Source organism: Pantoea sp. DY-15 (genome assembly GCF_019795935.1).
Taxonomy (GTDB): domain Bacteria; phylum Pseudomonadota; class Gammaproteobacteria; order Enterobacterales; family Enterobacteriaceae; genus Pantoea; species Pantoea leporis.
In genome coordinates, this window is sequence record NZ_JAIMIF010000001.1 from 1,303,889 (window position 1) to 1,328,038 (window position 24,150).

The following is a 24,150-nucleotide window of genomic DNA, read 5'->3' on the forward strand; positions in this document are numbered from 1 at the left end:
CCTAAAAAGTGGCCCGAACTGCTTAACCACCCGCCAGCTTGACTTTCATGCCTTTGGCTTCCAGCAGCGTTTTTATCAAATCGCGTTTATCGCCCTGAATCTCAATTACGCCCTCTTTCACTGCTCCACCGCAACCACACTTTTTCTTCAGTTCAGCAGCCAGTTTTTCGAGAGCACTATCATCCAGATCGACACCGGTAATCAGACACACGCCCTTACCTTTTCGTCCACTGGTTTGACGCTGAATACGCACGATGCCATCGCCTTTAGGTCGTGGCGCTTTCTCTTCTTCATGGGTGATACGACCGCTATCGGTCGAATACACCAATCGATTGTCCTGAGCCATTAAGCCTCCTGTAAACTCTGCAGGATTTGCTGCAGCGTGGCGGCCGGATCGGTGGATTGGGTGATCGGACGCCCGATGACCATATAATCCACGCCGGCGTGTTTTGCCTGCTGCGGCGTCATGATACGGCGCTGATCGCCCGCATCGCTGCCGGCCGGACGAATGCCTGGCGTAACCAGCGCGAAATCCTGACCTATCACCTGCTTAAAATGCGCGGCTTCCTGCGCCGAACAAACCACGCCGTGCAGGCCGCAATCGCGGGTCAAACGTGCCAGCCGCTCAGCCTGCGCGGCTGGAGATAAGGTAATGCCTAAACCTTTGAGGTCGTCTTCATCCATGCTGGTCAATACGGTGACAGCAATCAGCAGCGGCGCATCGTTGCCGAATGGCACCAGCGCTTCACGTGCCGCGTTCATCATGCGAGCGCCACCGCTGGCGTGCACGTTCACCATCCACACGCCGAGATCGGCTGCTGCAGCGACTGCATGTGCGGTGGTGTTCGGGATGTCATGAAACTTGAGATCGAGGAACACTTCAAAACCACGTCCCTGCAGCGTTTTCACCAGCGATGGACCAAACAGCGTGAACATCTCTTTGCCCACTTTCAGGCGACACTGGCCTGGATCGATGCGGTCTACAAACTGCAGCGCGCTGTTGAGATCATGATAGTCGAGTGCCACCAGAATAGGTGAAGTGGTTACAGGCATAACGTTTCCTCAGTAACTGGCACCCGCAGGCGCGATGGACAAACGGCAAGCATTCTACCTGCGCAGGCCGGTGCCGACAATCACGCTACCGCCAGAACTTGCCTGTTTGACTGCTGGCTGCACGATGCCAGGGCAGTTTCTTAATCAAACTTAGTAGTATGTTGTAACTAAATAGGTGTACCCAGACGCGTGATGCGGCCATTTATTGGCCGTCGAGTCCACGGATGGGTTTAACTGAAGACCATGCGCGACAAGATGGGCAATGCCAGTACAAAGCATGGGCAGTGAAGCCACATTTCTGGCAGCGATATCGCGGCTTAGTGCGGATCTGCTCGCCGACCATATCGCGCAGCACCATCAAGCTCTCTTTCGCACGTCCGTCTTCCGCTTCGTGTAAGTGGAAATCCATCAAACGATGAAACACACGCATCGTCGGATGACGCTGAAGCTGACGATTGATATACAGCTGTGCCGCTTCCGGTCCCTGCTGTTGCTCAAGAATATCAGAGAGATAAAGCTCTGCTGCGGCGCCGGTATTCTCGTCGACACAACGCTGTAAAAATTGCGCCCAGTTTTCGGGTTGGTTCAGGCGCTGGTAGCAGGTTTCCAGCATGGGTAACGTTTCACTCACCAGCTCTTTGTCCTGCTCCAGCACGCGCTGCAGTCGGCTGGCGGCTTTAGCGTACTCGCCCTGCTCCATCAAAATGCGGCCCATCATGATTGAGACGCGCGCACTTTGATGATCGGCTGACTCGCCCTTCTTCAGCAAGCTCATCGCCCGATCAAGGTCGTCACTGCTTAAAGCCTGCAACGCCAGCTCACAGTAGAAATGGGCAATTTCCCCTTTCTGCTTGTCTTTGCCGAGCTTAACCAGCTTTTCCGCCACGTCGATGGCTTTTTGCCAGTCGCTGGTTGCCTGATGAATCAACAACAATTGCTGCAACGCGCCAATACGGAAATCGGTCTCTTCCACCAGTTGCCCAAACATATCTTCGGCACGATCGTACAATCCGGCTGCCATGTAATCGCGGCCGAGTTGCTGGATCGCCAGCAAGCGCTGCTCGTAGCTGAGCGACGCACTTTCCATTAGGGATTGGTGAATGCGAATGGCGCGATCAACTTCACCACGCGAACGGAACAGATTGCCAAGCGTCAGATGCGCCTCAACCGTGCCGCTGTCCTCTTTCAACATGTCGAGAAAGAGATCAACCGCTTTGTCCTGTTGATTGGAGAGCAGGAAGTTTACGCCGGTCACATAATCGCGCGACAGGCGGTTCGCTTCCTGTTGCTTATCCTGATGTGCACTGCGGCGGCCCATATACCAGCCATACGCCGCAGCAACAGGAAGAAGCAGAAACAGCAATTCAAGCATCGAAAATTAATCCCGACGACTGGCAGTTGGTGATGGGGTCACTGCAGTAGATTGTTCATTCTGTGCCTGCATACGTTTAAGCTTACGCTGTGCATTTGCCAGAGAAACACGTAAGCGTAACCAGAACAGACCACAAATCGCCCATCCCAGCAGGAATCCAGCGCCAAACAAACTGGCGAGCAGTGTTGAAATGCGGAATTCGCCCTGCGCAAGCAGAAAGTTAAAGGTGATGATTTGGTCGTTATGCGCTCCGAGCGTGACGGAGATGATGAAAATGACCAATACCACGAGAAAAATAAGCAAATATTTCACAATGCGTCCTGTCGAGAGGTTATCCAATAGAAGTATGCCAAAAAACCGCCGTCGATGCTGCTTATCCCCACATCAGTTAGCGCTTTTTTCTGCAAGCACAATCAATCATATGGGGATGAATAGCCTAATTACAATCCATCATCACGTTGCGCGATCTCACGATGTTCTTCTGGCGGGATGGTGAGCGGGCCGCAGAAACGCTGAGCCAGCAGCGTAGCAACGGTCACCAATAACCAGGATATTAGCGTTGCCATCACTAAATCACGCGGCCAGTGCATTCCTAATACCAGGCGGCTGCCCATCACCGCGGTTGCCCAAACGAATAATACGGCAACCGTGGCAAAATGGCGGCGCGGCCACAATAAGCCGATGGCTAAAAGCGCCCAGCTGGCGGCAAACATAGTGTGTCCGGAAGGAAATGCATAGCCGGTTTCAAACGCCCAATGATTCTTCAGCCATTGCGGCAGTTGGGTGTCGTTGGCCAGCAAAGTTGAGACCATTTCGCCGCGCTGCTGGCGATGAAGCTGATAAAACTCATCACCGTTAATGCCATGACTTTTTTCCAGCCAGATGACATACGGGCGCGGTTCCTGCACATGCTCTTTGATTGAGGATTTGGTGTACTGACCGGCAAGAATTGCGCCGTTCATAATGAGAAGGAGCAGAATCGCGGGTTTAAGTCGAAAGCGTAAACACCACAACACCCAGGCGCTAAGGATGATACTGGTGAGGATACCCCACGGACTGGTAACGGTTTCCGTCATCCAAAACAGCACGCGAAGTAGAGTGCCGCTTTCCCCGGGTTGCCATTGCCAGTTAGATATCCACACGCCCAACGGCATCAACAACAATAAAAACGCCCCTAAGGTGGTGCGCTGAATGATTTTTAACATTCGCTTCCTTTTAGATCCGCATTAACAGGTGCGTTAAGCATAACTTTAGCTGAAAAAAGAATAACATACCTATTGCGGCTTGGATAATTGTGCTTTATCACTACAATCACTCTGACCGATTAACGGCAGCCGTTCGGGTTGTGGCACAATAGCGTAAGTTTCATCGGGCCACATGGCCCGTGCGTTATCATGATGATAGCGCATCCTCTGAAGGTTCTGGAGAGTCACATGCAGCTTAAACGGGTAGCAGAAGCCAAACTGCCCACGCCATGGGGAGATTTCCTGATGGTTGGTTTTGAAGAACTGGCAACCGGCCACGACCATGTCGCGCTGGTTTATGGTGATATTAGCGATCACAATCCGGTGCTGGCGCGCGTCCATTCCGAATGTCTTACCGGCGATGCCCTGTTCAGCTTACGCTGTGACTGCGGTTTCCAGTTGGAAGCGGCGTTAACGGCGATTGCGGAAGAAGGTCGTGGCATTCTCATGTATCACCGTCAGGAAGGTCGTAACATCGGTTTGCTGAATAAAATTCGTGCTTATGCATTGCAGGATAAAGGCTACGACACGGTCGAAGCCAACCATCAGCTCGGTTTCGCCGCTGATGAGCGTGACTTCACGCTATGTGCAGATATGTTCAAACTGTTGGGCGTCAATGAAGTGCGCTTGCTGACAAACAATCCGCGCAAGGTTGAAATCCTGAGTGAAGCCGGTATCAATATCGTCGAACGCGTGCCGTTGGTTGTCGGGCGTAACCCGAAAAACGCGCACTATCTCGATACGAAAGCCGAGAAAATGGGTCATCTGTTGCCGAAGTCGTAAGCTGTGTTTATAGCAGATAAAAAAAGCCGGGAAATCCCGGCTTTTTCTTTTAGTTCAGCATATTGCGTATCACATAATGCAAAATGCCGTCGTTCTGGTAATAGGTTAGCTCGTTACCCGTATCGATACGGCAGCGCGTTTCCAGCGTCTCCTGGCTGCCATCCGCGCGCGTCAGAGTTACGGTTACCGTGCCACCCGGCTTAAGCTGCGACAGGTTCGCCACATCTATAAACTCTTCACCCGTAAGCTGCAGCGTTTTACGCGTCACGCCAGCCGGAAACTCGAGCGGCAGAATCCCCATACCAATCAGGTTAGAGCGGTGAATACGCTCGAAGGATTCGGAGATTACCACGCGCACGCCTTGTAAGCGCGGCCCTTTTGCTGCCCAGTCACGACTTGAGCCGGAACCGTACTCTTTACCGGCAATCACCGCTAACGGCACGCCTTCCTGCTGATACTTCATCGCCGCGTCGTAAATCGCCAGTTGCTCGTTGGTTGGGAAGTGTTTGGTATAACCGCCCTCCACACCCGGCACCATTTCGTTACGAATACGGATGTTAGCGAAGGTGCCGCGCATCATTACTTCGTGGTTACCACGACGCGAACCGTAAGAGTTGAAATCGGTGCGCTCAACGCCATGCGACAGCAAATAGCGTCCGGCTGGACTTTCTGCTTTGATGCTCCCCGCTGGAGAAATGTGGTCGGTGGTTACCGAATCACCCAGTATCGCCAGAATGCGCGCACCTTTGATATCCTGCACCGGCTTCGGCGTTTTATCCATGTCGTCAAAGAATGGCGACAGACGAATGTAGGTCGAATCGCCATCCCAATCGTAGGTAGCCGCTTCGCTCACTTTGATTTGCTGCCACTCCGGCGTGCCGTCAAACACCTCGGCATACTCTTTGTGGAACATATCGCTGGTCACTTTCTGCACCGCTTCCGCAATCTCTTCCGGCGAAGGCCAGATATCCTTGAGGAAAACATCGTTGCCCTGTCGATCCTGGCCGAGCGGATCGGACTGCAGATTGAGCTTCATATTGCCCGCTAAGGCATAAGCAACCACTAGCGGCGGCGATGCCAGCCAGTTGGTTTTAATCAACGGATGAATACGGCCTTCGAAGTTACGGTTACCCGAAAGCACAGCGGCAACCGTGAGATCGCCCTCTTTTATCGCGCTTTCGATCGCATCCGGTAATGGACCGGAGTTACCGATACAAGTAGTACAACCGTAACCGACCAGATTGAATCCTAACTCGTCCAGATAAGGCGTGAGCTGGGCTACAGCAAGGTAGTCAGAAACCACTTTGGAACCGGGTGCCAGCGAGGCTTTAACCCACGGCTTGCGCATCAGACCGCGTTCAACGGCTTTCTTCGCCAGTAAACCGGCAGCCATCAGCACGCTTGGATTCGAGGTGTTGGTGCAGGAGGTAATCGCCGAGATCACGACCGCACCGTCATTCAGCTGATAGCTTTCTCCGGTTTCGCTATCGCGATAGCTGACGGTTTTGTGCGGTTTTTGCGCCTGATTGACTTCCAGCTCATTGCTGGCATCAAAGGCGGTGGGAACATCACCCAGTGATACACGATCCTGCGGACGTTTTGGTCCGGCCAGGCTGGACTCAACGTCGCCCATATCCAGCGCTAAAGAGCTGGTGAACACCGGCTCATCACCCGCGTTACGCCACATACCTTGTTGCTTAGCATAAGCCTCAACCAGTTCAACCTGCTCCGCATCGCGGCCGGTGAGCGTCATATAACTCAGGGTGACATCATCGACAGGGAAAAAGCCGCAGGTCGCACCATACTCAGGCGCCATGTTGGCGATGGTGGCGCGGTCGGCAAGCGGCAGGTCGGCTAAGCCGTCACCGTAAAATTCTACAAATTTACCCACAACACCATGTTTGCGCAGCATTTGCGTGACAGTTAACACCAAATCCGTTGCGGTAATGCCCGGACGCAATTTACCGGTGAGTTTGAAACCGACTACGTCAGGAATCAGCATCGAGACCGGCTGACCAAGCATCGCCGCTTCAGCCTCAATCCCTCCAACGCCCCAACCTAGTACGCCGAGCGCATTGATCATAGTGGTGTGCGAATCGGTGCCGACCAATGTGTCGGGATAGGCAACCTCTTGCCCATTCAGCGTCTCATGCCAGACAGATTTACCGAGGTATTCCAGATTGACCTGATGACAAATCCCGGTGCCCGGCGGCACTACGCGGAATCGATTGAAGGCTTTTTGCCCCCAGCGCAGGAAGACGTAGCGCTCATGGTTGCGCTCCATTTCCAGGTGCACATTTTCACCAAAGGCTTTGTCATCACCGAAATGATCCACCGTCACAGAGTGGTCAATGACCAGATCTACCGGGGATAAGGGATTGACTTTGGCGACGTCGCCGCCAAGGCGTTTCACCGCTTCGCGCATGGCAGCCAAATCTACCACCGCCGGTACGCCGGTAAAATCTTGCATTAATACACGCGCGGGACGATAGGCAATCTCACGATCGGCGTGAGCATCTTTTTGCCAGGCGACCAGCGCTTCAATATCTTCAAGCGTGACAGAATCACCATCCTGCCAGCGTAAAAGGTTTTCCAGCAGGACTTTCATCGACTTGGGCAAGCGATCGATATTGCCCAGTTGCTGAGCTGCTTTGGGCAAGCTGTAGTAATGATATTTTTTTGCCCGAACATCCAGCGTGTCCTGACTCTGCTCGCGTAACGTTAACGACATAGCGCCTCCATGTAAGTGAATCTTTTTTTTAAACCTCAGTGACTGCAAGGTTTAACTTAAAGATAGACTACATTGCCGTTAACGTTTTGATAACAACACGAATAGACACATTAAAACACAATGAAAAATGCCCCGACGTTTGTCAGGGCATTTATAAAATTCAGTGTAATTTGAGTTAGGGCTTAAATCATCGCCCAGAAGGCGGCGGCCCAAAAAGCCAGGGAAAAGGTATATACGCTCACCCAGGATAATGTTGTTGTATTGATGTTCATGATTCACTCCCTCCCGGATTCCGGGCAAAAAAAGTCCACCGTCTTCAGCGTTGTACTGATGACACCGTTTTTTTAATGCTGAGTGTTAAAGGACGGGCTTTTAACTTGCCCACCGGATAATCCGGCAAAAAGAGGGACTAAACGACTAAATATAGTACGGAACGCATGCTGCGTTATTTCGACTTCATATCCATGAAGGATTCAATAAAGTTGCGCTGATTCTCGCTGAGTTCCCACGAAGTCGGAATGGTGACCTGAGGTTCAGTGGATACAACGTCTTTAACTTTGCACGCAGGCGTTTGCGGCTGACGTGCAGAAACCGGATGCTTACGACTGAGTGTATTTGCCCACATGGCTTAACCCCACATACGCCAAATCATTAACGCCACCACTACCCAGAACAGTGCTGAAGCAGCGAAGACAGTCATCCAAGCTTTGCGACGGGTATTACCAGTACGCTCAACTTTGGTGCTTTTAGTCCGGAAGCCCGGCTGTACAGTTATTCTCGTGTTCATAGTTTTTGATAATCACTCTCAATAAAACGATTGATGACAACGATTAAGATTTAGGACGAATCCTAAACTTGTTAAGACCGAAAATCCAGTTATTTTTATTGAGCACAACGATTAACGCTATTTATCAAAACGCCAAAAATTGATGAGATAAATTTAATTACCAACACAACTATTAATTAAATCGTTACATTGTAAATTTGGGTTAACAGCAAATTAGATCCAATCTAAATTTGAGTTTAATTTACCAAGCCAATTAAAAAGCCCTTCTTCATCAACTCTTAACTAGAGTATGGGAATATTCCTGGCGAGCTGCAAAGCAGCATCGTAAAAATTGTGTACTGATTCGCATTTAATAGATAACAATGAAAAAACATGTGACCCATGTTTCATTTACAAAAAAATAATGATTTTTTTTGAAGTACTCGTGGCGCTAAGCGCTAAGGGATTCCGAAGGTGCCCACTGGACACCTTGGCAAAAGAATGAGTTAGGAATTTACTTGAAGGGTAACTTGATGTCGCGGAACATAGCTTCGATGTCTTCATTGGAGCGCAATGCGACCGCCGCATCCACCACATCACGCGTCAGGTGTGGTGCGAAACGTTGAATGAAATCATACATATAGCTGCGGAGGAAGGTGCTACGTCTAAAGCCAATTTTGGTCGTACTATTCGTAAAGATTTCTGAAGCTTCTATACGCACCAAATCGGGGTCTGCGACCGGATCCACCGCCATGCTGGCAATCACGCCCACGCCCAGCCCTAAACGCACGTAAGTCTTGATTACGTCAGCATCCGTCGCAGTAAAGACGATGCGTGGCGCTAATCCTGCACGATTAAATGCGGTATCCAGCTCTGAACGACCGGTAAAGCCGAAGGTGTAAGTCACTAACGGGAAATCCGCCAGCTCTTCAATCGTCACATTCGATTTTCCCGCCAGCGGATGATCTGGCGTTACCACAATGGCGCGGTTCCAGTGATAGCACGGCAGCATAATCAAATCGTCATACAGATGCAGCGCTTCTGTGGCAATGGCAAAGTCGGCATTGCCCTTTGAAACCGCCTCAGCTATTTGCGTCGGCGACCCCTGATGCATATGCAAAGAGACGCGAGGATAGCGCTCAATAAAGCCTTTTATCACGCCTGGCAGCGCATAACGTGCCTGCGTATGGGTAGTTGCTACATACAGCGAGCCTTTATCTGGCCAGGTGTGTTCACCAGCAACAGATTTAATCGCATCAACTTTGGACAGCACTTCGCGCGCAATCCGAATAATCTCTTCACCTGCAGGCGTTACTTGCGTCAGATGCTTACCACTGCGTGCAAATATCTGCACGCCCAGCTCATCTTCTAACATACGGACTTGCTTACTGATGCCTGGCTGCGAGGTATATAAGCCTTCGGCGGTCGATGAGACATTAAGATTGTGATTAACCACTTCGACGATGTAACGCAACTGCTGCAATTTCATAGTTATATCTTCCTGGTAGCGACAGAGGTGCATTCCCGGCAGGCGTGTTTCCGCTTTAATTGCGGTGAGGGAGGGAAAGCGAGTCAGCGAAACGAAAAGAGTTCTATAACTACTATATCAGTTAAAGGAAGAATGTAGAACGATTAGCTATAAGGATAAGAGAAAGGCCAGCGAATGCTGGCCTTGCGGGGAATTACTTTTTCGCCTCCTGCCATTTGCCATCAATATAGAACATTGACCAGCCAGTGGCTTTGCCATCCTTTTCGGAAGAGACGTATTGCTGTTTGGTCTTGCGACTGAAACGTACCATCGTCTTATTCCCTTCCGGATCGGCGGCTGGCGCTTCTGACAGATATTTCAGCTTTTCTGGCAGACGGTCGGCAAAGCGTTGCAGCTCTTCCACCAGCGGCGCGCGCGTTTCACGTGATTTCGGGAAGGTATTCGCAGCAAGGAACACGCCCGCTGCACCATCACGCAACACAAAGTAAGCATCCGACTTTTCACACTGCAATTCTGGCAGCGGCACCGGATCTTCTTTTGGCGGCGCGACATCACCGTTACGCAGAATCTTACGGGTGTTTTTGCACTCGTCGTTGGTACACGCCATGTACTTACCGAAACGACCCATTTTCAGATGCATTTCAGAACCACACTTCTCGCACTCAACAATCGGACCGTCGTAGCCCTTGATGCGGAATTCGCCCTGCTCAATCTCGTAGCCGTCGCACTCTGGGTTATTACCGCAGACGTGTAACTTGCGCTGGTTATCGATCAGATAGCTGTCCATCGCGGTGCCACACTTCTGGCAACGACGACGAGCGCGCAGCGCATTGGTTTCAGCATCATCGCCTTCCAGCACGTTGAGCACTTCATTTTCCGGGATCAAGTTGATGGTCTGCTTGCAGCGCTCTTTCGGCGGCAAAGCATAACCCGAGCAACCCAGGAACACGCCGGTACTGGCGGTGCGAATCCCCATCGGGCGGCTACAGGTTGGACAATCAATTGACGTCAACACCATCTGGTTCGGCTGCATGCCGCCCTCTTCCGGATCTTTCTCAGCATCATCTAGCTGCTGACTGAAATCACTGAAGAAGGAGTCGAGTACCGCTTTCCATTCGGCTTCATTATTCGCCACCTGATCGAGGCTATTTTCCATGCGCGCGGTGAAGTCATAGTTCATCAGCTCGCGGAAATTAGACTCCAGACGATCGGTAACAATTTCACCCATTTTTTCAGCGTAGAAACGGCGGTTCTCAACACGCACGTAACCACGATCCTGAATGGTGGAGATAATCGAGGCGTACGTTGATGGACGACCAATGCCACGTTTTTCCAGCTCACGCACCAGGGATGCTTCACTGAAACGCGCCGGCGGTTTGGTGAAGTGCTGGCTTGGCATCAACTCTTTAAGATCCAGCATGTCGCCAACGTCTACCGGCGGCAGCGTCAGATCTTCATCATTTTTACGCAGCGCAGGCATCACGCGCGTCCAGCCATCGAAACGCAGCGTGCGGCCTTTGGCTTTCAATTTGAATTCAGCCGCGCCCACGGTCAGCGTGGTGGAGTCGTACTGAGCCGGAACCATCTGGCAGGCAACAAACTGGCGCCAAATCAGCTGATAGAGTTTCTGCGCATCAGCTTCCATATCTTTCAGCTGCTCAGCCAAGATATTCACGTCAGAAGGACGAATCGCTTCGTGCGCTTCCTGTGAGTTCTCTTTGCTGGCATAGGTATTCGGCGCTTCTGGCAGATACTTTTTACCGAAGCTGCTCTCAACATAACCCCGCGCCATCGCAACGGCATCCTGGCTCAGGTTGGTGGAGTCGGTACGCATATAGGTGATGTGACCCGCTTCATATAAGCGCTGCGCCATCATCATGGTCTTCTTCACGCCGAAGCCCAGACGCGTACTCGCCGCCTGTTGCAGCGTTGAGGTAATAAAGGGTGCAGAAGGCTTGCTGCTGGTCGGTTTATCTTCGCGATCCAGCACCTGGTAACGCGCTTTCTGCAAAATCGCCACCGCCGCGTGAGTTTGCTCACGATTAACCGGACGGAACGCTTTGTCATTCTGATGCGTCACCTGCATGGCCAGATCGGCGCCTTTCGGCGTGGCGAAATCAGCATCGATTTCCCAATACTCTTCTGGCACAAAGGCTTTGATTTCGTGCTCGCGCTCAACCACCAAGCGCACCGCAACCGACTGAACGCGACCGGCTGACAAGCCACGAGCGATTTTCTTCCACAGCAGTGGCGATACCATGTAACCCACCACGCGATCCATAAAGCGGCGCGCTTGCTGTGCGTTGACACGTTCGATATTAAGCTCGCCCGGCTTGTCAAACGCCTGACGAATCGCATTCTTGGTGATTTCGTTAAACACCACGCGGCTAAAACGCTTATCGTCCCCACCGATCACTTCCCGCAGGTGCCAGGCAATGGCTTCCCCTTCGCGGTCAAGGTCGGTTGCAAGATAGATATGGTCTGCATCGGCAGCCAGATTTTTCAGCTCAGCGACAACTTTTTCTTTGCCTGGCAGAATTTGATAATCCGCTTCCCAACCATGCCAGGGATCCACACCCATGCGGTTTACGAGTGCGGCTTTCTCATCCTTTTTAACCTTTTTTCCAGGTTTCGTTTTTTCCCCGTCGGCACTTTTACGGGCAGTTGAACCGCTGGTCGGCAAATCACGGATATGACCGACACTGGATTTCACCACGTAGTCATTACCGAGGTATTTATTGATTGTTTTGGCCTTTGCCGGGGACTCAACGATTACGAGTGATTTACCCATATGTACCTTTACCTAAATGAAACGTCCTGATAAACGGGAGAGAATTGGAGGTCCCAAAACCCAATGGGTTCAATATTGCTGCCAGGATTTCGCATTTCAAGGCAGCAGGGATAATCTCAGGTCAGATTGCGTCGACTTCTGCAACTTTATGATTAGGAGCGAGTTTTCCATCTGACAGAACCACACATCCGGGTGTGATCTCCCTGAAAGCTGAATCGCCCACACTCTACCTGATAAAATCCGTTACGCAACTTAATTAGCATTCTGCCTAATTTTGCGCCAGTTTTATGACGCAATGCTGATTTGCTGAACGCGATGGCTCGCAAGTAATATAGAAGGGGAAAAATGGCTGTCAAAAAAGAGGTGAAAAATGTCAGTGCCAACGGAATCTATTTCACGCCAGGCGTTACTGGAAATAGCCAATCAGATAATCACGCAGCACGACGATTATTTTGTCGGATTAGAAGCCAATGATGTGATTCAGCAAGGTGATGTTTTGGTGTTTCGCGGTCCCTACTTTCTCGATGATGAAGGCTTGCCCACCGCCAAAACCACCACGGTATTTAACGTGTTTAAGCACCTCGCGGTCGAGCTCTCCTCTCAATATCATCTGGCATAAAAAAGCCCGGCAGTTGCCGGGCTCGGTTACAACAGCGGCTTCTCGCCGCGCTGCCATATTTTCAGAATCAACCGTTCTGCCGCCAGACTGGCGCTGTTGGTGAAGCGATCCATCATTTTACGCTTACGTGCATAATGGACGCCCAGCACGGTGAAGCGATCCATATACTTGATAATCAACGCATCGCTGGTGCCGATTTCATCAATCAAACCCAAATCCAGCGCCTGACGGCCATACCAATGCTCGCCGGTCGCCACTTTGTTTAGATCAAGCGACGGACGCATCTGCTGTACAAAATCTTTAAACAGCTGATGCGTTTCGTTGAGATCTTCCTGGAATTTCTCGCGCCCTTCTTCGGTGTTTTCACCAAACAGCGTCAAAGTCCGTTTGTACTGACCGGCGGTATGCAGCTCAACGTCAATATCGTTACGCTTTAACAGGCGGTTAAAGTTGGGAATCTGCGCGACCACGCCAATTGAACCAATAATAGAAAACGGTGCGGCCACAATACGATCCGCCACGCAAGCCATCATGTAACCGCCGCTGGCAGCGACTTTATCCACCACCGCCGTCAATTGCAGACCGGCATCGCGCAGGCGTTGCAGCTGCGAAGCCGCCAAACCGTAGCCGTGTACTACGCCGCCGGGGCTTTCCAGGCGAAGTAGCACTTCATCGCCCGGCACCGCAACTGCCAGCACCGCGGAGATCTCTTCACGCAATGAGGTGACCTCACTCGCGTCCATGCTGCCTTTGAACTCCAGCACATACAGCGTGGGCTTCAGCGTCTCGCTCACGCCCGCTTTAGCATTGCGTTTATCGGCTTTCGCCTTTTGCTTCTCTTCTTTCTTATGCTGCTTGAGCCACACTTTTTGCGCCTGTGGCTTCATTTTGGCGAGCTGCAGATCTTCCTTCATCTCACGATAATCATCATCAAGATGCGTCAAACGCAGCTGACCGCTGCTGTGACGTTTACGCAGCGCGGCATTTAGCACAATCAGAACAATAGCTGCGATCGCCACCACCACGGTAACGGCCTTAGCCAGAAATAATCCATAACTGGAGAAAAAATCCATTCTGCCGCCTTATTAAACAGTAAATTACAACAGCTATAAGTTTACCCGCTTTACGCGCTGTCGTCGCCTGAAATGCCCGCAGGCGGCACAGAATGCGAGGCTCAAGCGTTGCACCGCGCGGCAAATTCAGGCATAAAGCCAAAAACCTTCTCACCCGAGCAAAGGACATCGCTGTGCATTATCAACCGAAAAGCGATCTGCTGGAAAATCGCATCATCCTCGTCACCGGCGCTTCCGATGGCATCGGCCGTGAAGCGGCGCTGACCTATGCGCGCTACGGCGCGCGCGTCATCCTGTTGGGCCGCAACGCCGACACCCTACAGAAAACGGAGCAGGCCATTAACCAGTTAAATAAGCAGCCAGCCGCTTCTTTATTACTGGATCTGGCCGAAGCTACGCCAGAAAGCTGCCAGCAGTTAGCCGACCAGGTTACTGCGCTGGTGCCGCGACTGGATGGCGTGCTGCACAACGCTGGCATTCTGGGCGAAATCGTACCGTTGGAGGAGCTCGATCCACAGATCTGGCGTGACGTGATGCAGATTAACCTTGATGCCACCTTCTATTTAACCCAGGCATTACTGCCGCTGCTGCTGAAATCAGATGCCGGTTCGCTGGTGTTCACCACGTCCAGCGTGGGCCGCACCGGCCGTGCAGGCTGGGGCGCGTATGCGGTTTCAAAGTTTGCCACTGAAGGTATGATGCAGGTGCTGGCCGACGAGTATAAAAACCGTCACTTGCGGGTCAACTGCATCAATCCTGGCGGTACGCGCACCAAAATGCGCGCCAGCGCTTTCCCGGATGAGGATGCCAATTTACTCAAAACCCCCGCGGATTTAATGCCGCTCTACCTCTATTTGATGGGTGATGACAGCCGACGTAAAACCGGCACCAGCTTTGATGCGCAGCCGGGACGCAAAGCGGGGCCGGCAACCGCATGAATGATCGCCATCAGCAACGCCAGCAGCGACTAAAAGAGCAGGTTGATGCCCGTATCGCCGCCGCCACCGAGACGCGCGGCATTTTGATGGTGTTCACGGGTAACGGCAAAGGGAAAACCACCGCTGCTTTTGGCACCGCGTTGCGCGCCTGCGGACACGGTAAAAAAGTGGCGGCGGTACAGTTCATTAAAGGCGAATGGCCCAACGGTGAACGCAACTTGCTGGAACAGCACGGCGTCGAATTTCAGGTGATGTCCACCGGTTTTACCTGGGATACGCAGAACCGCGAGACCGACACTGCCGCCTGTCAGTTGGTGTGGCAGCAGGCGCGTCGTATGTTGGCCGATAGCCGCGTCGATCTGGTGATCCTGGATGAAATCACGTACATGGTGAGCATGGATTATCTCGATTTAGCGGAGCTGGTCGATGCGCTGCAACAGCGCCCTGCTCAGCAAAGCGTAATCATTACCGGTCGAGGCTGTCATCGCACGTTGCTGGATTTGGCTGATACCGTAACGGAAATGCGTCCGGTGAAACATGCGTTTGATGCGGGAATTCAGGCACAGCAAGGAATAGATTGGTAACACGCTGACGCCGCAGAGCGCGGCGTCAGGCTTAGGATCAGGAACCGCGTTTGGTGTTATTCCGACGCGGATTGTTGCTCACCACACCGTGACGTTTTACCGCACGACGAATTTGGTTAGCTTTGGTGCGACGACGATCCTTTTCAACGGCCACTTTCGTTACCGTCTCTTCCGGCATACTGACTAACGTACGCAGATAGTTGACTGCCGGTAATTCCATCTCGATCCAGCCGCCGCGTGGCAAGCCTTTTGGCAACTGGATATCACCGTAACGCACACGCATCAGTCGGCTAACCTGCACGCCAACCGCTTCCCACAGACGGCGCACTTCGCGGTTACGTCCTTCGGTCAGCGTCACGTTGTACCATTGGTTAATGCCTTCGCCGCCGGCAAACTTAATGGTTTTGAACGATGCCGGGCCATCTTCCAGCTGCACGCCTTTGCTCAGCTGACGGATTTTATCGTCATCCACTTCGCCAAACACGCGAACCGCATATTCACGCTCCACTTCACGGCTTGGGTGCATCAAACGGTTAGCCAGTTCACCATCGGTGGTGAACAGCATCAAACCGCAGGTATTTACATCCAGACGACCGACGGCAATCCAGCGTGAACCACGCAGACGCGGCAGACGATCAAATACGGTTGGACGCCCTTCCGGATCGTTACGCGTGCAGAGTTCACCTTCCGGTTTGTAGTACGCGAGTACGCGGCAAACTTCGGTCGCCGACTCAGCGATGGAAACCAGATGGCCATCGATACGGATTTTCAGGGATTTATCACTTTCGATGCGATCGCCAAGCGTCGCCAGTTTGCCGTCAACGCTGACGCGTCCGGCTGAAATCATGGTTTCGATTTCGCGACGCGAACCGTGACCGGCGCGCGCTAATACTTTCTGTAATTTTTCGCTCATGGAGCCTCGTTGTCGCCTTCCCAGGCGTCGTGGTAAGAAGAGGTGCGATACAGGGATTACCAATTCCCATATCAGAATCTGTTACCGCTCTGCATCGCTGCTGCAATCTCAGACGGCCCGCGATTTTACACTAACGCAAGTTTTGTTAACACCTTTTCCTTTGCTGCCGATAACAGAAGGTCCGGTAAAAACGGGCACATTAATAAACATTCAGCCGACTGATAGATCGATCTCATTTTCGTCCGCGGCATTCACGCCAAGTGACTGAATTATTATCACTTGACGCTCACCTTTCCCGATTGAATCTGTTACCGACTTAAGCCAGCTGATACATTAGCACTTTGCAAGACTGCTTAACCGCTATTGCTCGCCACGCTTAAGGATAATCACAAACTTTAAATCTAAGTAAAAACAATAAAACAGCATAAAAAACTATTTAATAGCATTAAATAAGGTCCATTACAGTAATAAATGCAAACTGATAGTTTATTGGCACTACAGGTTGGATTAAGTCTGTATTTTTGTATTATTTGATTAATATTAAATTTGATGAATTGTTCTGCAGAAAAAACTGTGTAAAATTTAAGCCTGAAATCCAGTGCGTCGTCATAATAACATAGCTTTCATTTACTATTTATATTCGTTCAACTTACAAATCATTAACGAACCACTGTGTAATTTCACTGATATTACAAACCGGCGCGCGCGGGATTAGACGCGTTTATTCATTTACGGAATGAATTTAATTTGCATGTCGAAAGTCTTCACCAGGGATTTTACGGACATGCTTTAAAGAAGATCACAGCCATGAAAACCTCTCTGCTTTGGCCTGCGCTCGCTGCGCTGGCACTGAGCGGTTGTTCCGTGGGCCACACTGAGTACAGTCGTACTGCGATGCAACACGTTGATATGAGCGTGACAGGCATCCCGACCGTGCTGGGTTTGGGCATTCTCGGTACAACCATTCCTTTGACGCCAGAATACAGCCTGACGGCGGCGCACGTGGCAAAAACGGCCGTGCAGCGTGTCAAGGCCTATCATCCTTATTGCGACGTCGCGATTATTTATCATAAAAACAGTCCAGAAACGCTAGCGAAATTCCGCAACGGTGCTATTGGTGAACCGATTAAAATGTACGGTTACAGCTTTATTTCCGCTATGCCGGTGGAATCGAGCGGCGTTAATTTAGCGCGTACCGCCATTACCAATAAATGGAATAAAAAGCCCTGCATGGCAATGGCATCAAATGCTGGCGTGGTGCAAGGGATGTCGGGTGGCGCGGTATATAATGCGGACCAAACTATTGGCGGGGTGATTGTCGGTTACAGCCATGAAATATCTAACGTTCGCAGCAAGAAAGTCATCTTAAAAGATGTCTCGCTGTATATTCCGTACGGGGATTTCAAAACCTGGCTGGAATCCAATATTGGTCAGACGCAGGAAGCCACGCCTGACCATGCATGATTACTGGAACGGGCGCGTGTCACCGACACCTTCGCGCACCACCACCGGCGCATCGCTGGTGAGATCGATCACCGTGGTCGGCTGCTGTCCCAGCGTGCCGCCATCAATGATCAGATCCACCAGCTTGCCAATGCTGTACTGAATCTCTTCCGGATCGGACTCGGTGAAATCATTGCCGGGCAGCATCAGCGAAGTCGACATCATCGGCTCGTTGAGGCGCTCCAATAGCGCCAGCGCCACCGGGTTGGACGGCACGCGTAGCCCGATGGTTTTACGTTTGTCATTCATCAGACGACGCGGCACTTCTTTCGTCGCCTTCAAAATGAAGGTGTAGTTGCCCGGCGTGTTGTTTTTCAGAAGGCGAAACGCGGAGTTATCCACCTGCGCGTAAGTCGACAGCTCCGACAGATCGCGGCACATCAGCGTAAAGTTGTGATTGCCATCCAATTGGCGAATGCGACAAATGCGCTCCATGGCATTTTTCTCTTCCAGACGACAACCCAGCGCATAGCCAGAGTCGGTTGGATAAACAATCACGCTGCCTTTATTCAGATAATCAACGGCCTGATTTACAAGGCGCGGCTGCGGATTGTCGGGATGAATGTGAAAATATTGACTCATAAAAACCTCATATCACCTGTCTGCAACAGCAATGCTGGGCGCCAACTCGGGGAAGCGTTCCCAAACCGGCTCCACGCCGCCCGGTAGCCATAACTTGCGTCCCAGTTCTATCCACGGACAAGGTTGGTGGAAATCTGATCCCTGCGACCCGGCTAACTGATGGTCACGCGCATAGGTTGCCAGCTGCGTGCGCTCGTTGGGCGCTTGCTGGCACTGCGCGACCTCCATGGCATCGCCACCCACGTCGGCAAAATGCGCAATCAGCCGCTTTAACCATTTAGCCGACAAATCATAACGACCGGGATGCGCCAAAACAGCATAGCCGCCAGAATGATGAATAGCATCAATGGCTTGTTTAATTGTACACCATTGCGGCGGCACGTAGCCGGTTTTCCCGCGCGCCAGATAATTCTTGAATACCTGCGCCATATTGTCGGCTTTGCCAATCTCCACCAGATAACGCGCAAAGTGGCCACGCGTGATCAAGCCGCCCTGCGCCAGTCGCTGCGCACCGGCTAGCGCATCAGGAATGCGAGCGCGCTCGAGGCGTTCGGCAATCTGCTGCGCACGATCAAGGCGTGTCTGATACTGCTGCGCAAGGAATTCAGTCAGCGCGGGATGCTGGCAATCGACATTCAGCCCCACAATGTGGATTTCGTGATTTTCCCATAAGGTTGATGCTTCTAAACCGGCTAGCACGCGGATCGGTAGATCCTGTTGCATCACTGCCGCCTGCGCTTCTGCCACGCCCGCCACCGTGTCGTGATCGGTAATCGCCAGCACACCGACTTTCATCTCAACCGCGCGCTGCACCAGCGCGGTCGGCGTCAATAAGCCGTCAGAAGCCAGCGTATGGCTGTGTAAATCGTAAAGGGGAAAACGAGCGATGTCCGACAAGATAACTCCAGCAACTGCATAAACCGGCAGGCATGATAACGATTTTGCCCCTGGCTGAAAAAGGGTATTGACATTTTTCGCCCGAACCAGTTAACTAGTACACAAGTTCACACGTAACGGGTATTTAATCATGACTATTTTTGGTACGCATCTAAATGGTTGGTGGCGCGAAGATCCCTTTATCGGGCGACGTCGTCGTGCACAATTTGCGTAACCGCAGTGCAGATTGATACCTAAGCCCGCCGCCGAGCGGGCTTTTTTTTGAGCGAAATTCAGAGAATCCATTATGGCTATTGCGAAACCTACATTGAAGTTGATAACCGGTACCGCGCCCTACCGCGAAGATCCGGCCGCAGTGTTTCATCAGTTATGCGGCGCACGTCCAGCAACTCTGCTGCTTGAATCCGCAGATATCGACAGCAAACAAAACCTGAAAAGCCTGTTAATCGTGGATAGCGCGCTGCGCGTCAGCGCATTGGGCAACATCGTCACCATCAAAGCGCTGTCGGAAAATGGTCGCGCTATCTTGCCGCTGCTGGACGAGGCGCTGCCCTCTGAAGTGCGTATCGAGGTGCGCCCTGATGGCCGCGAGCTGCATTTCACCCAGCCGCAAGGCATGCAGGACGAAGATTCCCGCCTGAAGGCCCTTTCCGTATTTGATGCGCTGCGCCTGATCCCGCAGCTGGTGAACAGCCCGGAAGAGGAGCGTGAAGCGATGCTACTTGGCGGCTTGTTCGCTTATGACTTAGTGGCCGGTTTCGAAGATCTGCCGCAACTGCGCAACGAACAGCGTTGCCCGGATTACTGCTTCTATCTGGCCGAAACCTTACTGGTGATCGACCACCAGCAGCGCACTGCTCGCCTGCAGGCCAGCTTGTTCAGCCCATCGACCAGCGAGTTCCAGCGTTTGCAAGGCCGCATTGAACAATTGCGCGGCCAGATGACGCAAGCAGCGCCCGCATTGCCGGTCCAGCGCGTCGAGCACATGACGCTGAGCACCAGTCAGAGCGATGAAGAGTACTGCAACGTGGTGCGTGAGATGCAGGAAGCGATTCGCATTGGCGAAATCTTCCAGGTTGTCCCTTCACGTCGCTTCTCGCTGCCGTGCCCTTCTCCACTGGCCGCTTACGACACGTTGAAAAACAGCAATCCAAGTCCTTACATGTTCTTTATGCAGGATCAGGATTTCGCGCTGTTTGGTGCCTCGCCAGAAAGCTCACTGAAATATGACGCGACGTCGCGTCAGATTGAGATCTACCCGATTGCCGGTACGCGTCCACGCGGCCGCCATGCCGATGGCTCGCTGGATCGCGATCTCGACAGCCGCATCGAACTGGAAATGCGCACCGACCATAAAGAGATGGCTGAGCACCTGATGCTGGTGGATTTAGCACGTAACGATTTGGCGCGTATCTGCGTGCCGGGCAGCCGTTACGTGGCAGACCTGACTAAAGTTGACCGCTACTCGTTTGTCATGCATCTGGTGTCACGCGTGGTCGGCACGCTACGCGCAGATCTCGACGTGCTGCACGCCTACCGCGCCTGCATGAACATGGGCACGCTGAGCGGCGCACCGAAAGTGCGTGCGATGCAACTGATTGCCGGGAAAGAAGGCACACGTCGCGGCAGCTACGGCGGCGCAGTCGGCTATTTCACCGCTAACGGCGACCTTGATACCTGCATCGTTATCCGTTCCGCGTGGGTTGAAGACGGCGTAGCCACCGTACAAGCCGGCGCCGGTGTGGTGCTGGATTCCCAGCCTCAGGCAGAAGCGGACGAGAGCCGCAACAAAGCGCGCGCGGTATTGCGTGCCATCGCAACAGCCCATCACTGCAAGGAGATTTTCTGATGGCCGATATCCTGCTGCTCGATAACATCGACTCTTTTACTTACAACCTCGTTGATCAGCTGCGTACCTTTGGCCATAACGTGGTGATTTACCGCAACAACGTGCCCGCTGAGGTGCTGATTGAACGCCTGCAGCAGATGGAAAACCCAATTCTGATGCTGTCGCCGGGTCCGGGCGCGCCGAAAGATGCCGGATGCATGCCAGATTTGCTGCAAGCGCTTCGCGGTCGTCTGCCGATTATCGGCATCTGTCTCGGTCATCAGGCGATTGTTGAAGCTTACGGCGGCCATGTCGGCCAGGCCGGCGAGATCCTGCACGGCAAAGCCTCTTCTATTACCCACGATGGCGAAGGCATGTTCGCTGGCCTGAGCAATCCGCTGCCGGTGGCGCGCTATCACTCGCTGGTCGGTAGCAATACGCCAGCCGAATTGACCGTTAACGCCAGCTACAACGGCATGGTGATGGCCGTGCGCCACGATGCCGACCGCGTGTGTGGCTTCCAGTTCCACCCCGAATCCATTCTCACCACTCAGGGCGCGCGCTTATTAGAACAGACGTTGGCCTGGGCGCTGGCGAAGTAATAGGGAGATTATGATGCAAACTATTCTGGAAAAACTTTATCAGTCTGAGACGCTGAGCCAGGGCGAAAGCCACCAGCTATTTAGCGCTATTATTACCGGTCAGCTGGAGCCGACGCAGTTAGCCGCCGCGCTGATTGCCATGAAAGTCCGTGGCGAGCGTCCGGAAGAGATCGCCGGTGCCGCTTCCGCGCTGCTGGCCGATGCAAAACCGTTCCCGCGCCCGGATTACACCTTTGCCGATATCGTCGGTACCGGCGGTGACGGCAGCAACAGCATCAATATCTCGACCGCCAGCGCCTTTGTTGCGGCAACCTGCGGCCTGAAAGTGGCAAAGCACGGTAATCGCAGCGTCTCCAGCAAGTCGGGTTCTTCCGATCTGCTGGCGGCATTTGGCATCAATCTGGATATGCCTGCGGAACAAGCACGCCAGGCGCTGGACGATCTCAACGTCTGCTTCCTGTTTGCTCCGCAGTATCACAGCGGTTTTCGTCACGCGATGCCGGTACGTCAGCAGTTGAAAACCCGTACCATCTTTAACGTGCTGGGTCCGCTGATTAACCCCGCGCGTCCACCGCTGGCGGTGATTGGCGTGTACAGCCCGGAGCTGGTACTGCCAATCGCCCAAACGCTAAAAGTGCTCGGCTATCAACGTGCGGCTGTGGTTCACGGCGGCGGCATGGATGAAGTGGCGCTGCACAGCCCAACGCAGGTCGCCGAGCTGCGTGATGGCGAAATCACTGGCTATCAGCTGACGCCAGAAGACTTCGGTTTTGGCTTCCATGATAAAGACGCGTTGGCAGGCGGCACGCCGGAAGAAAACCGTGACATTCTGACCCGTTTACTCCAGGGTAAAGGCCAGCCCGCCCATGAGCAGGCGGTGGCGGTCAACGTCGCAATGTTACTGAAAGTGTTCGGAAATGAAGATTTGCGCGACAACGCACAGCGCGCCATCGCTGCCATTCGCAGCGGACAGGCCTACGAGCGCGTTGTCGCTCTGGCAGCGAGAGGATGAGATGAGTATTAAGGGCACTGTTTTAAAGAAAATCGTACAAGATAAAGCCGTCTGGGTTGAAGCGCGCAAAGCACAGCAGCCGCTGGCCACCTTCCAGAACGATTTGCAGCCTGCGGAACGTCATTTTTACGATGCACTGCGTGGCTCACGCACCGTATTCATCCTGGAATGCAAAAAAGCATCGCCCTCCAAAGGGCTGATTCGCGAGGATTTCGATCCCGCCACCATCGCTGGCGTATATCGTCATTACGCTTCTGCGGTGTCGGTGTTAACCGATGAGAAATACTTCCAGGGCGATTTTGCGTTCCTGCCGATTGTTAGCGCCGCCATCACGCAACCGGTGTTGTGCAAAGACTTCATCATCGATCCGTATCAGATCTATCTGGCACGACATTATCAGGCCGACGCCATTTTGCTGATGTTGTCGGTGCTCGATGATGAGCAATATCGTCAGCTCGCCGCCGTGGCGCACAGCCTGAAAATGGGCGTGCTGACCGAAGTCAGTAATGAAGAAGAGATGGAACGCGCGATTGCGCTGGAAGCCAAAGTCGTCGGCATTAATAACCGCGACCTGCGCGACCTGTCCATCGACCTGAATCGCACGCGTCAGTTAGCGCCGCGCCTCGGACATGGCGTCACCGTCATCAGCGAATCTGGCATTCACAATTATGCGCAGGTTCGTGAGCTGAGCCACTTCTCTAACGGCTTCCTGATTGGCTCCGCGCTGATGGAAGAAGCCGATCTCACCGCTGGCGTGCGTCGCGTATTGCTCGGTGATAACAAAGTCTGCGGCCTGACCCGCGCCGAAGATGCACGCGCAGCGCAGGAAGCCGGTGCCATTTACGGTGGCTTGATCTTCGCCGAAGGCTCGCCACGTAAAATCAGCAGTGAGCAGGCGCAGGTTGTTCAGGCGGCTGCCCCGCTGAAGTATGTTGGCGTGTTCCGTAATAACACGTTGAGTGACATTGTCACGTTAGCAGAAACGTTAAATCTGTCAGCAGTGCAACTGCACGGCGATGAAGATCAGGCGTTTGTCGCACAATTGCGTCAGGCGCTGCCAGCAAGCACCAAAATCTGGAAAGCGCTGAGCATTAAGGAGCAGTTACCTGCGCGCGACTGGCCGCACGTCGATCGCTACGTGTTTGATAACGGCCAGGGCGGCACCGGCCAGCGTTTCGATTGGTCACTGTTGCAAGGCCAGGATCTCAGCAATGTGCTGCTGGCCGGTGGCCTAAGCGCTGACAACTGCGTAGAGGCCGCGCAGCTGGGCTGTGCCGGCCTTGATTTCAACTCCGGCGTAGAATCTGCGCCAGGCATTAAAGATGCCAGCAAAGTCGCGGCGGTATTCCGCACGCTGCGCGCCTATTAAT

Annotated in this window: 21 protein-coding genes, 1 pseudogene and 1 other annotated feature; of the genes and pseudogenes, 8 read left to right on the top strand and 14 right to left on the bottom strand. The window is 52.8% G+C overall.

All coding sequences use genetic code 11. From position 1 onward, the window contains the following. Window positions 1-22 precede the first annotated feature (22 nt). From yciH to pgpB, 5 genes are all read right to left on the bottom strand, one after another. Window positions 23-346, bottom strand: a complete 324-nt coding sequence (gene yciH, locus K5Y32_RS06200) for a stress response translation initiation inhibitor YciH (protein ID WP_110866244.1) — start codon at window positions 344-346, stop codon at window positions 23-25. Then, window positions 346-1,053: an orotidine-5'-phosphate decarboxylase gene (pyrF, locus tag K5Y32_RS06205; protein ID WP_222182239.1), complete on the bottom strand. Its 708-nt coding sequence runs from the start codon at window positions 1,051-1,053 to the stop codon at window positions 346-348. The genes yciH and pyrF overlap by 1 nt, the downstream gene beginning before the upstream one ends. Window positions 1,054-1,255: 202 nt before the next feature. Then, window positions 1,256-2,425, bottom strand: a complete 1,170-nt coding sequence (gene lapB / locus K5Y32_RS06210; RefSeq protein WP_110866246.1) for a lipopolysaccharide assembly protein LapB — start codon at window positions 2,423-2,425, stop codon at window positions 1,256-1,258. Between the two features lie 6 nt (window positions 2,426-2,431). Next, on the bottom strand, window positions 2,432-2,737 hold the full coding sequence (locus tag K5Y32_RS06215; protein ID WP_222182241.1) for a LapA family protein: 306 nt from the start codon (window positions 2,735-2,737) through the stop codon (window positions 2,432-2,434). A 128-nt stretch (window positions 2,738-2,865) separates the two neighbouring features. Further along, entirely contained in the window at window positions 2,866-3,630 is a 765-nt protein-coding gene (gene pgpB / locus K5Y32_RS06220; RefSeq protein ID WP_222182243.1) for a phosphatidylglycerophosphatase B, read from the bottom strand. 228 nt (window positions 3,631-3,858) lie between these two features. Here pgpB and ribA point away from each other — a divergent pair, with 228 nt between their 5' ends. Then, window positions 3,859-4,452, top strand: coding sequence for a GTP cyclohydrolase II (gene ribA, locus K5Y32_RS06225; protein ID WP_097097212.1), 594 nt, complete (start codon window positions 3,859-3,861; stop codon window positions 4,450-4,452). Between the two features lie 49 nt (window positions 4,453-4,501). Here ribA and acnA read toward each other — a convergent pair whose 3' ends face one another. The 5 genes from acnA to topA form a co-directional block, all read right to left on the bottom strand. Beyond that, on the bottom strand, window positions 4,502-7,183 hold the full coding sequence (gene acnA, locus K5Y32_RS06230) for an aconitate hydratase AcnA (RefSeq protein WP_222182245.1): 2,682 nt from the start codon (window positions 7,181-7,183) through the stop codon (window positions 4,502-4,504). A gap of 445 nt (window positions 7,184-7,628) precedes the next feature. After that, window positions 7,629-7,808, bottom strand: coding sequence for a hypothetical protein (locus K5Y32_RS06235; protein ID WP_064738813.1), 180 nt, complete (start codon window positions 7,806-7,808; stop codon window positions 7,629-7,631). A gap of 3 nt (window positions 7,809-7,811) precedes the next feature. Beyond that, window positions 7,812-7,970 carry a YmiA family putative membrane protein gene (locus K5Y32_RS06240; protein WP_071531660.1) on the bottom strand — a complete coding sequence of 53 codons (159 nt, stop codon included), beginning with the start codon at window positions 7,968-7,970 and terminating at the stop codon, window positions 7,812-7,814. Window positions 7,971-8,463: 493 nt separating this feature from the next. Next, complete coding sequence (gene cysB, locus K5Y32_RS06245; RefSeq protein WP_222182246.1) at window positions 8,464-9,438, bottom strand: HTH-type transcriptional regulator CysB; 975 nt, start codon at window positions 9,436-9,438, stop codon at window positions 8,464-8,466. A 193-nt stretch (window positions 9,439-9,631) separates the two neighbouring features. Beyond that, a complete protein-coding gene (gene topA / locus K5Y32_RS06250) occupies window positions 9,632-12,229 on the bottom strand; it encodes a type I DNA topoisomerase (RefSeq protein WP_222182248.1) in 2,598 nt (865 codons plus the stop codon). A gap of 370 nt (window positions 12,230-12,599) precedes the next feature. Between topA and K5Y32_RS06255 the strand changes: the two genes are divergently transcribed. After that, window positions 12,600-12,848: a DUF2498 family protein gene (locus tag K5Y32_RS06255; protein ID WP_176969985.1), complete on the top strand. Its 249-nt coding sequence runs from the start codon at window positions 12,600-12,602 to the stop codon at window positions 12,846-12,848. 26 nt (window positions 12,849-12,874) lie between these two features. Here K5Y32_RS06255 and sohB read toward each other — a convergent pair whose 3' ends face one another. Beyond that, complete coding sequence (gene sohB, locus K5Y32_RS06260; RefSeq protein ID WP_222182250.1) at window positions 12,875-13,921, bottom strand: protease SohB; 1,047 nt, start codon at window positions 13,919-13,921, stop codon at window positions 12,875-12,877. Between the two features lie 173 nt (window positions 13,922-14,094). On the opposite strand from sohB, the gene K5Y32_RS06265 reads away from it, so the two are divergent. Continuing rightward, window positions 14,095-14,859, top strand: coding sequence for a YciK family oxidoreductase (locus tag K5Y32_RS06265; protein WP_137385885.1), 765 nt, complete (start codon window positions 14,095-14,097; stop codon window positions 14,857-14,859). After that, window positions 14,856-15,443 carry a cob(I)yrinic acid a,c-diamide adenosyltransferase gene (cobO, locus tag K5Y32_RS06270; protein WP_110866250.1) on the top strand — a complete coding sequence of 196 codons (588 nt, stop codon included), beginning with the start codon at window positions 14,856-14,858 and terminating at the stop codon, window positions 15,441-15,443. Before K5Y32_RS06265 ends, cobO begins: the two co-directional genes overlap by 4 nt. Window positions 15,444-15,480: 37 nt before the next feature. Here the strand turns inward: cobO and rluB are convergent, their stop codons facing one another. Further along, window positions 15,481-16,356 (bottom strand): 23S rRNA pseudouridine(2605) synthase RluB, encoded by an 876-nt coding sequence (rluB, locus tag K5Y32_RS06275; RefSeq protein WP_101764266.1) that lies wholly within the window; start codon window positions 16,354-16,356, stop codon window positions 15,481-15,483. Window positions 16,357-17,163: 807 nt separating this feature from the next. On the opposite strand from rluB, the gene K5Y32_RS06280 reads away from it, so the two are divergent. Further along, a complete protein-coding gene (locus K5Y32_RS06280) occupies window positions 17,164-17,820 on the top strand; it encodes a serine protease (RefSeq protein WP_110866252.1) in 657 nt (218 codons plus the stop codon). On the opposite strand, the gene K5Y32_RS06285 is transcribed toward K5Y32_RS06280, so the two are convergent. Together K5Y32_RS06285 and K5Y32_RS06290 are read right to left on the bottom strand one after the other, a co-directional pair. Then, window positions 17,821-18,441, bottom strand: a complete 621-nt coding sequence (locus K5Y32_RS06285; RefSeq protein ID WP_110866253.1) for an L-threonylcarbamoyladenylate synthase — start codon at window positions 18,439-18,441, stop codon at window positions 17,821-17,823. It abuts the gene before it with no gap. 12 nt (window positions 18,442-18,453) lie between these two features. Next, the gene (locus K5Y32_RS06290; protein WP_222182252.1) at window positions 18,454-19,338 is read right to left on the bottom strand and encodes a PHP domain-containing protein; all 885 of its coding nucleotides are present in this window, start codon (window positions 19,336-19,338) and stop codon (window positions 18,454-18,456) included. A gap of 154 nt (window positions 19,339-19,492) precedes the next feature. After that, window positions 19,493-19,601 (top strand) — a sequence feature (Trp leader region). A 23-nt stretch (window positions 19,602-19,624) separates the two neighbouring features. Between K5Y32_RS06290 and K5Y32_RS06295 the strand changes: the two genes are divergently transcribed. The 3 genes and pseudogenes from K5Y32_RS06295 (at window position 19,625) to trpCF (ending at window position 24,149) form a co-directional block, all read left to right on the top strand. After that, window positions 19,625-21,187: an anthranilate synthase component 1 gene (locus K5Y32_RS06295; RefSeq protein ID WP_101764262.1), complete on the top strand. Its 1,563-nt coding sequence runs from the start codon at window positions 19,625-19,627 to the stop codon at window positions 21,185-21,187. Beyond that, window positions 21,187-22,780, top strand: a pseudogene (gene trpD / locus K5Y32_RS24830) (bifunctional anthranilate synthase glutamate amidotransferase component TrpG/anthranilate phosphoribosyltransferase TrpD). The gene K5Y32_RS06295 and the pseudogene trpD overlap by 1 nt, the downstream one beginning before the upstream one ends. A 1-nt stretch (window position 22,781) precedes the next feature. Continuing rightward, window positions 22,782-24,149, top strand: a complete 1,368-nt coding sequence (gene trpCF, locus K5Y32_RS06310) for a bifunctional indole-3-glycerol-phosphate synthase TrpC/phosphoribosylanthranilate isomerase TrpF (RefSeq protein ID WP_222182254.1) — start codon at window positions 22,782-22,784, stop codon at window positions 24,147-24,149. Window position 24,150: the final 1 nt, after the last annotated feature.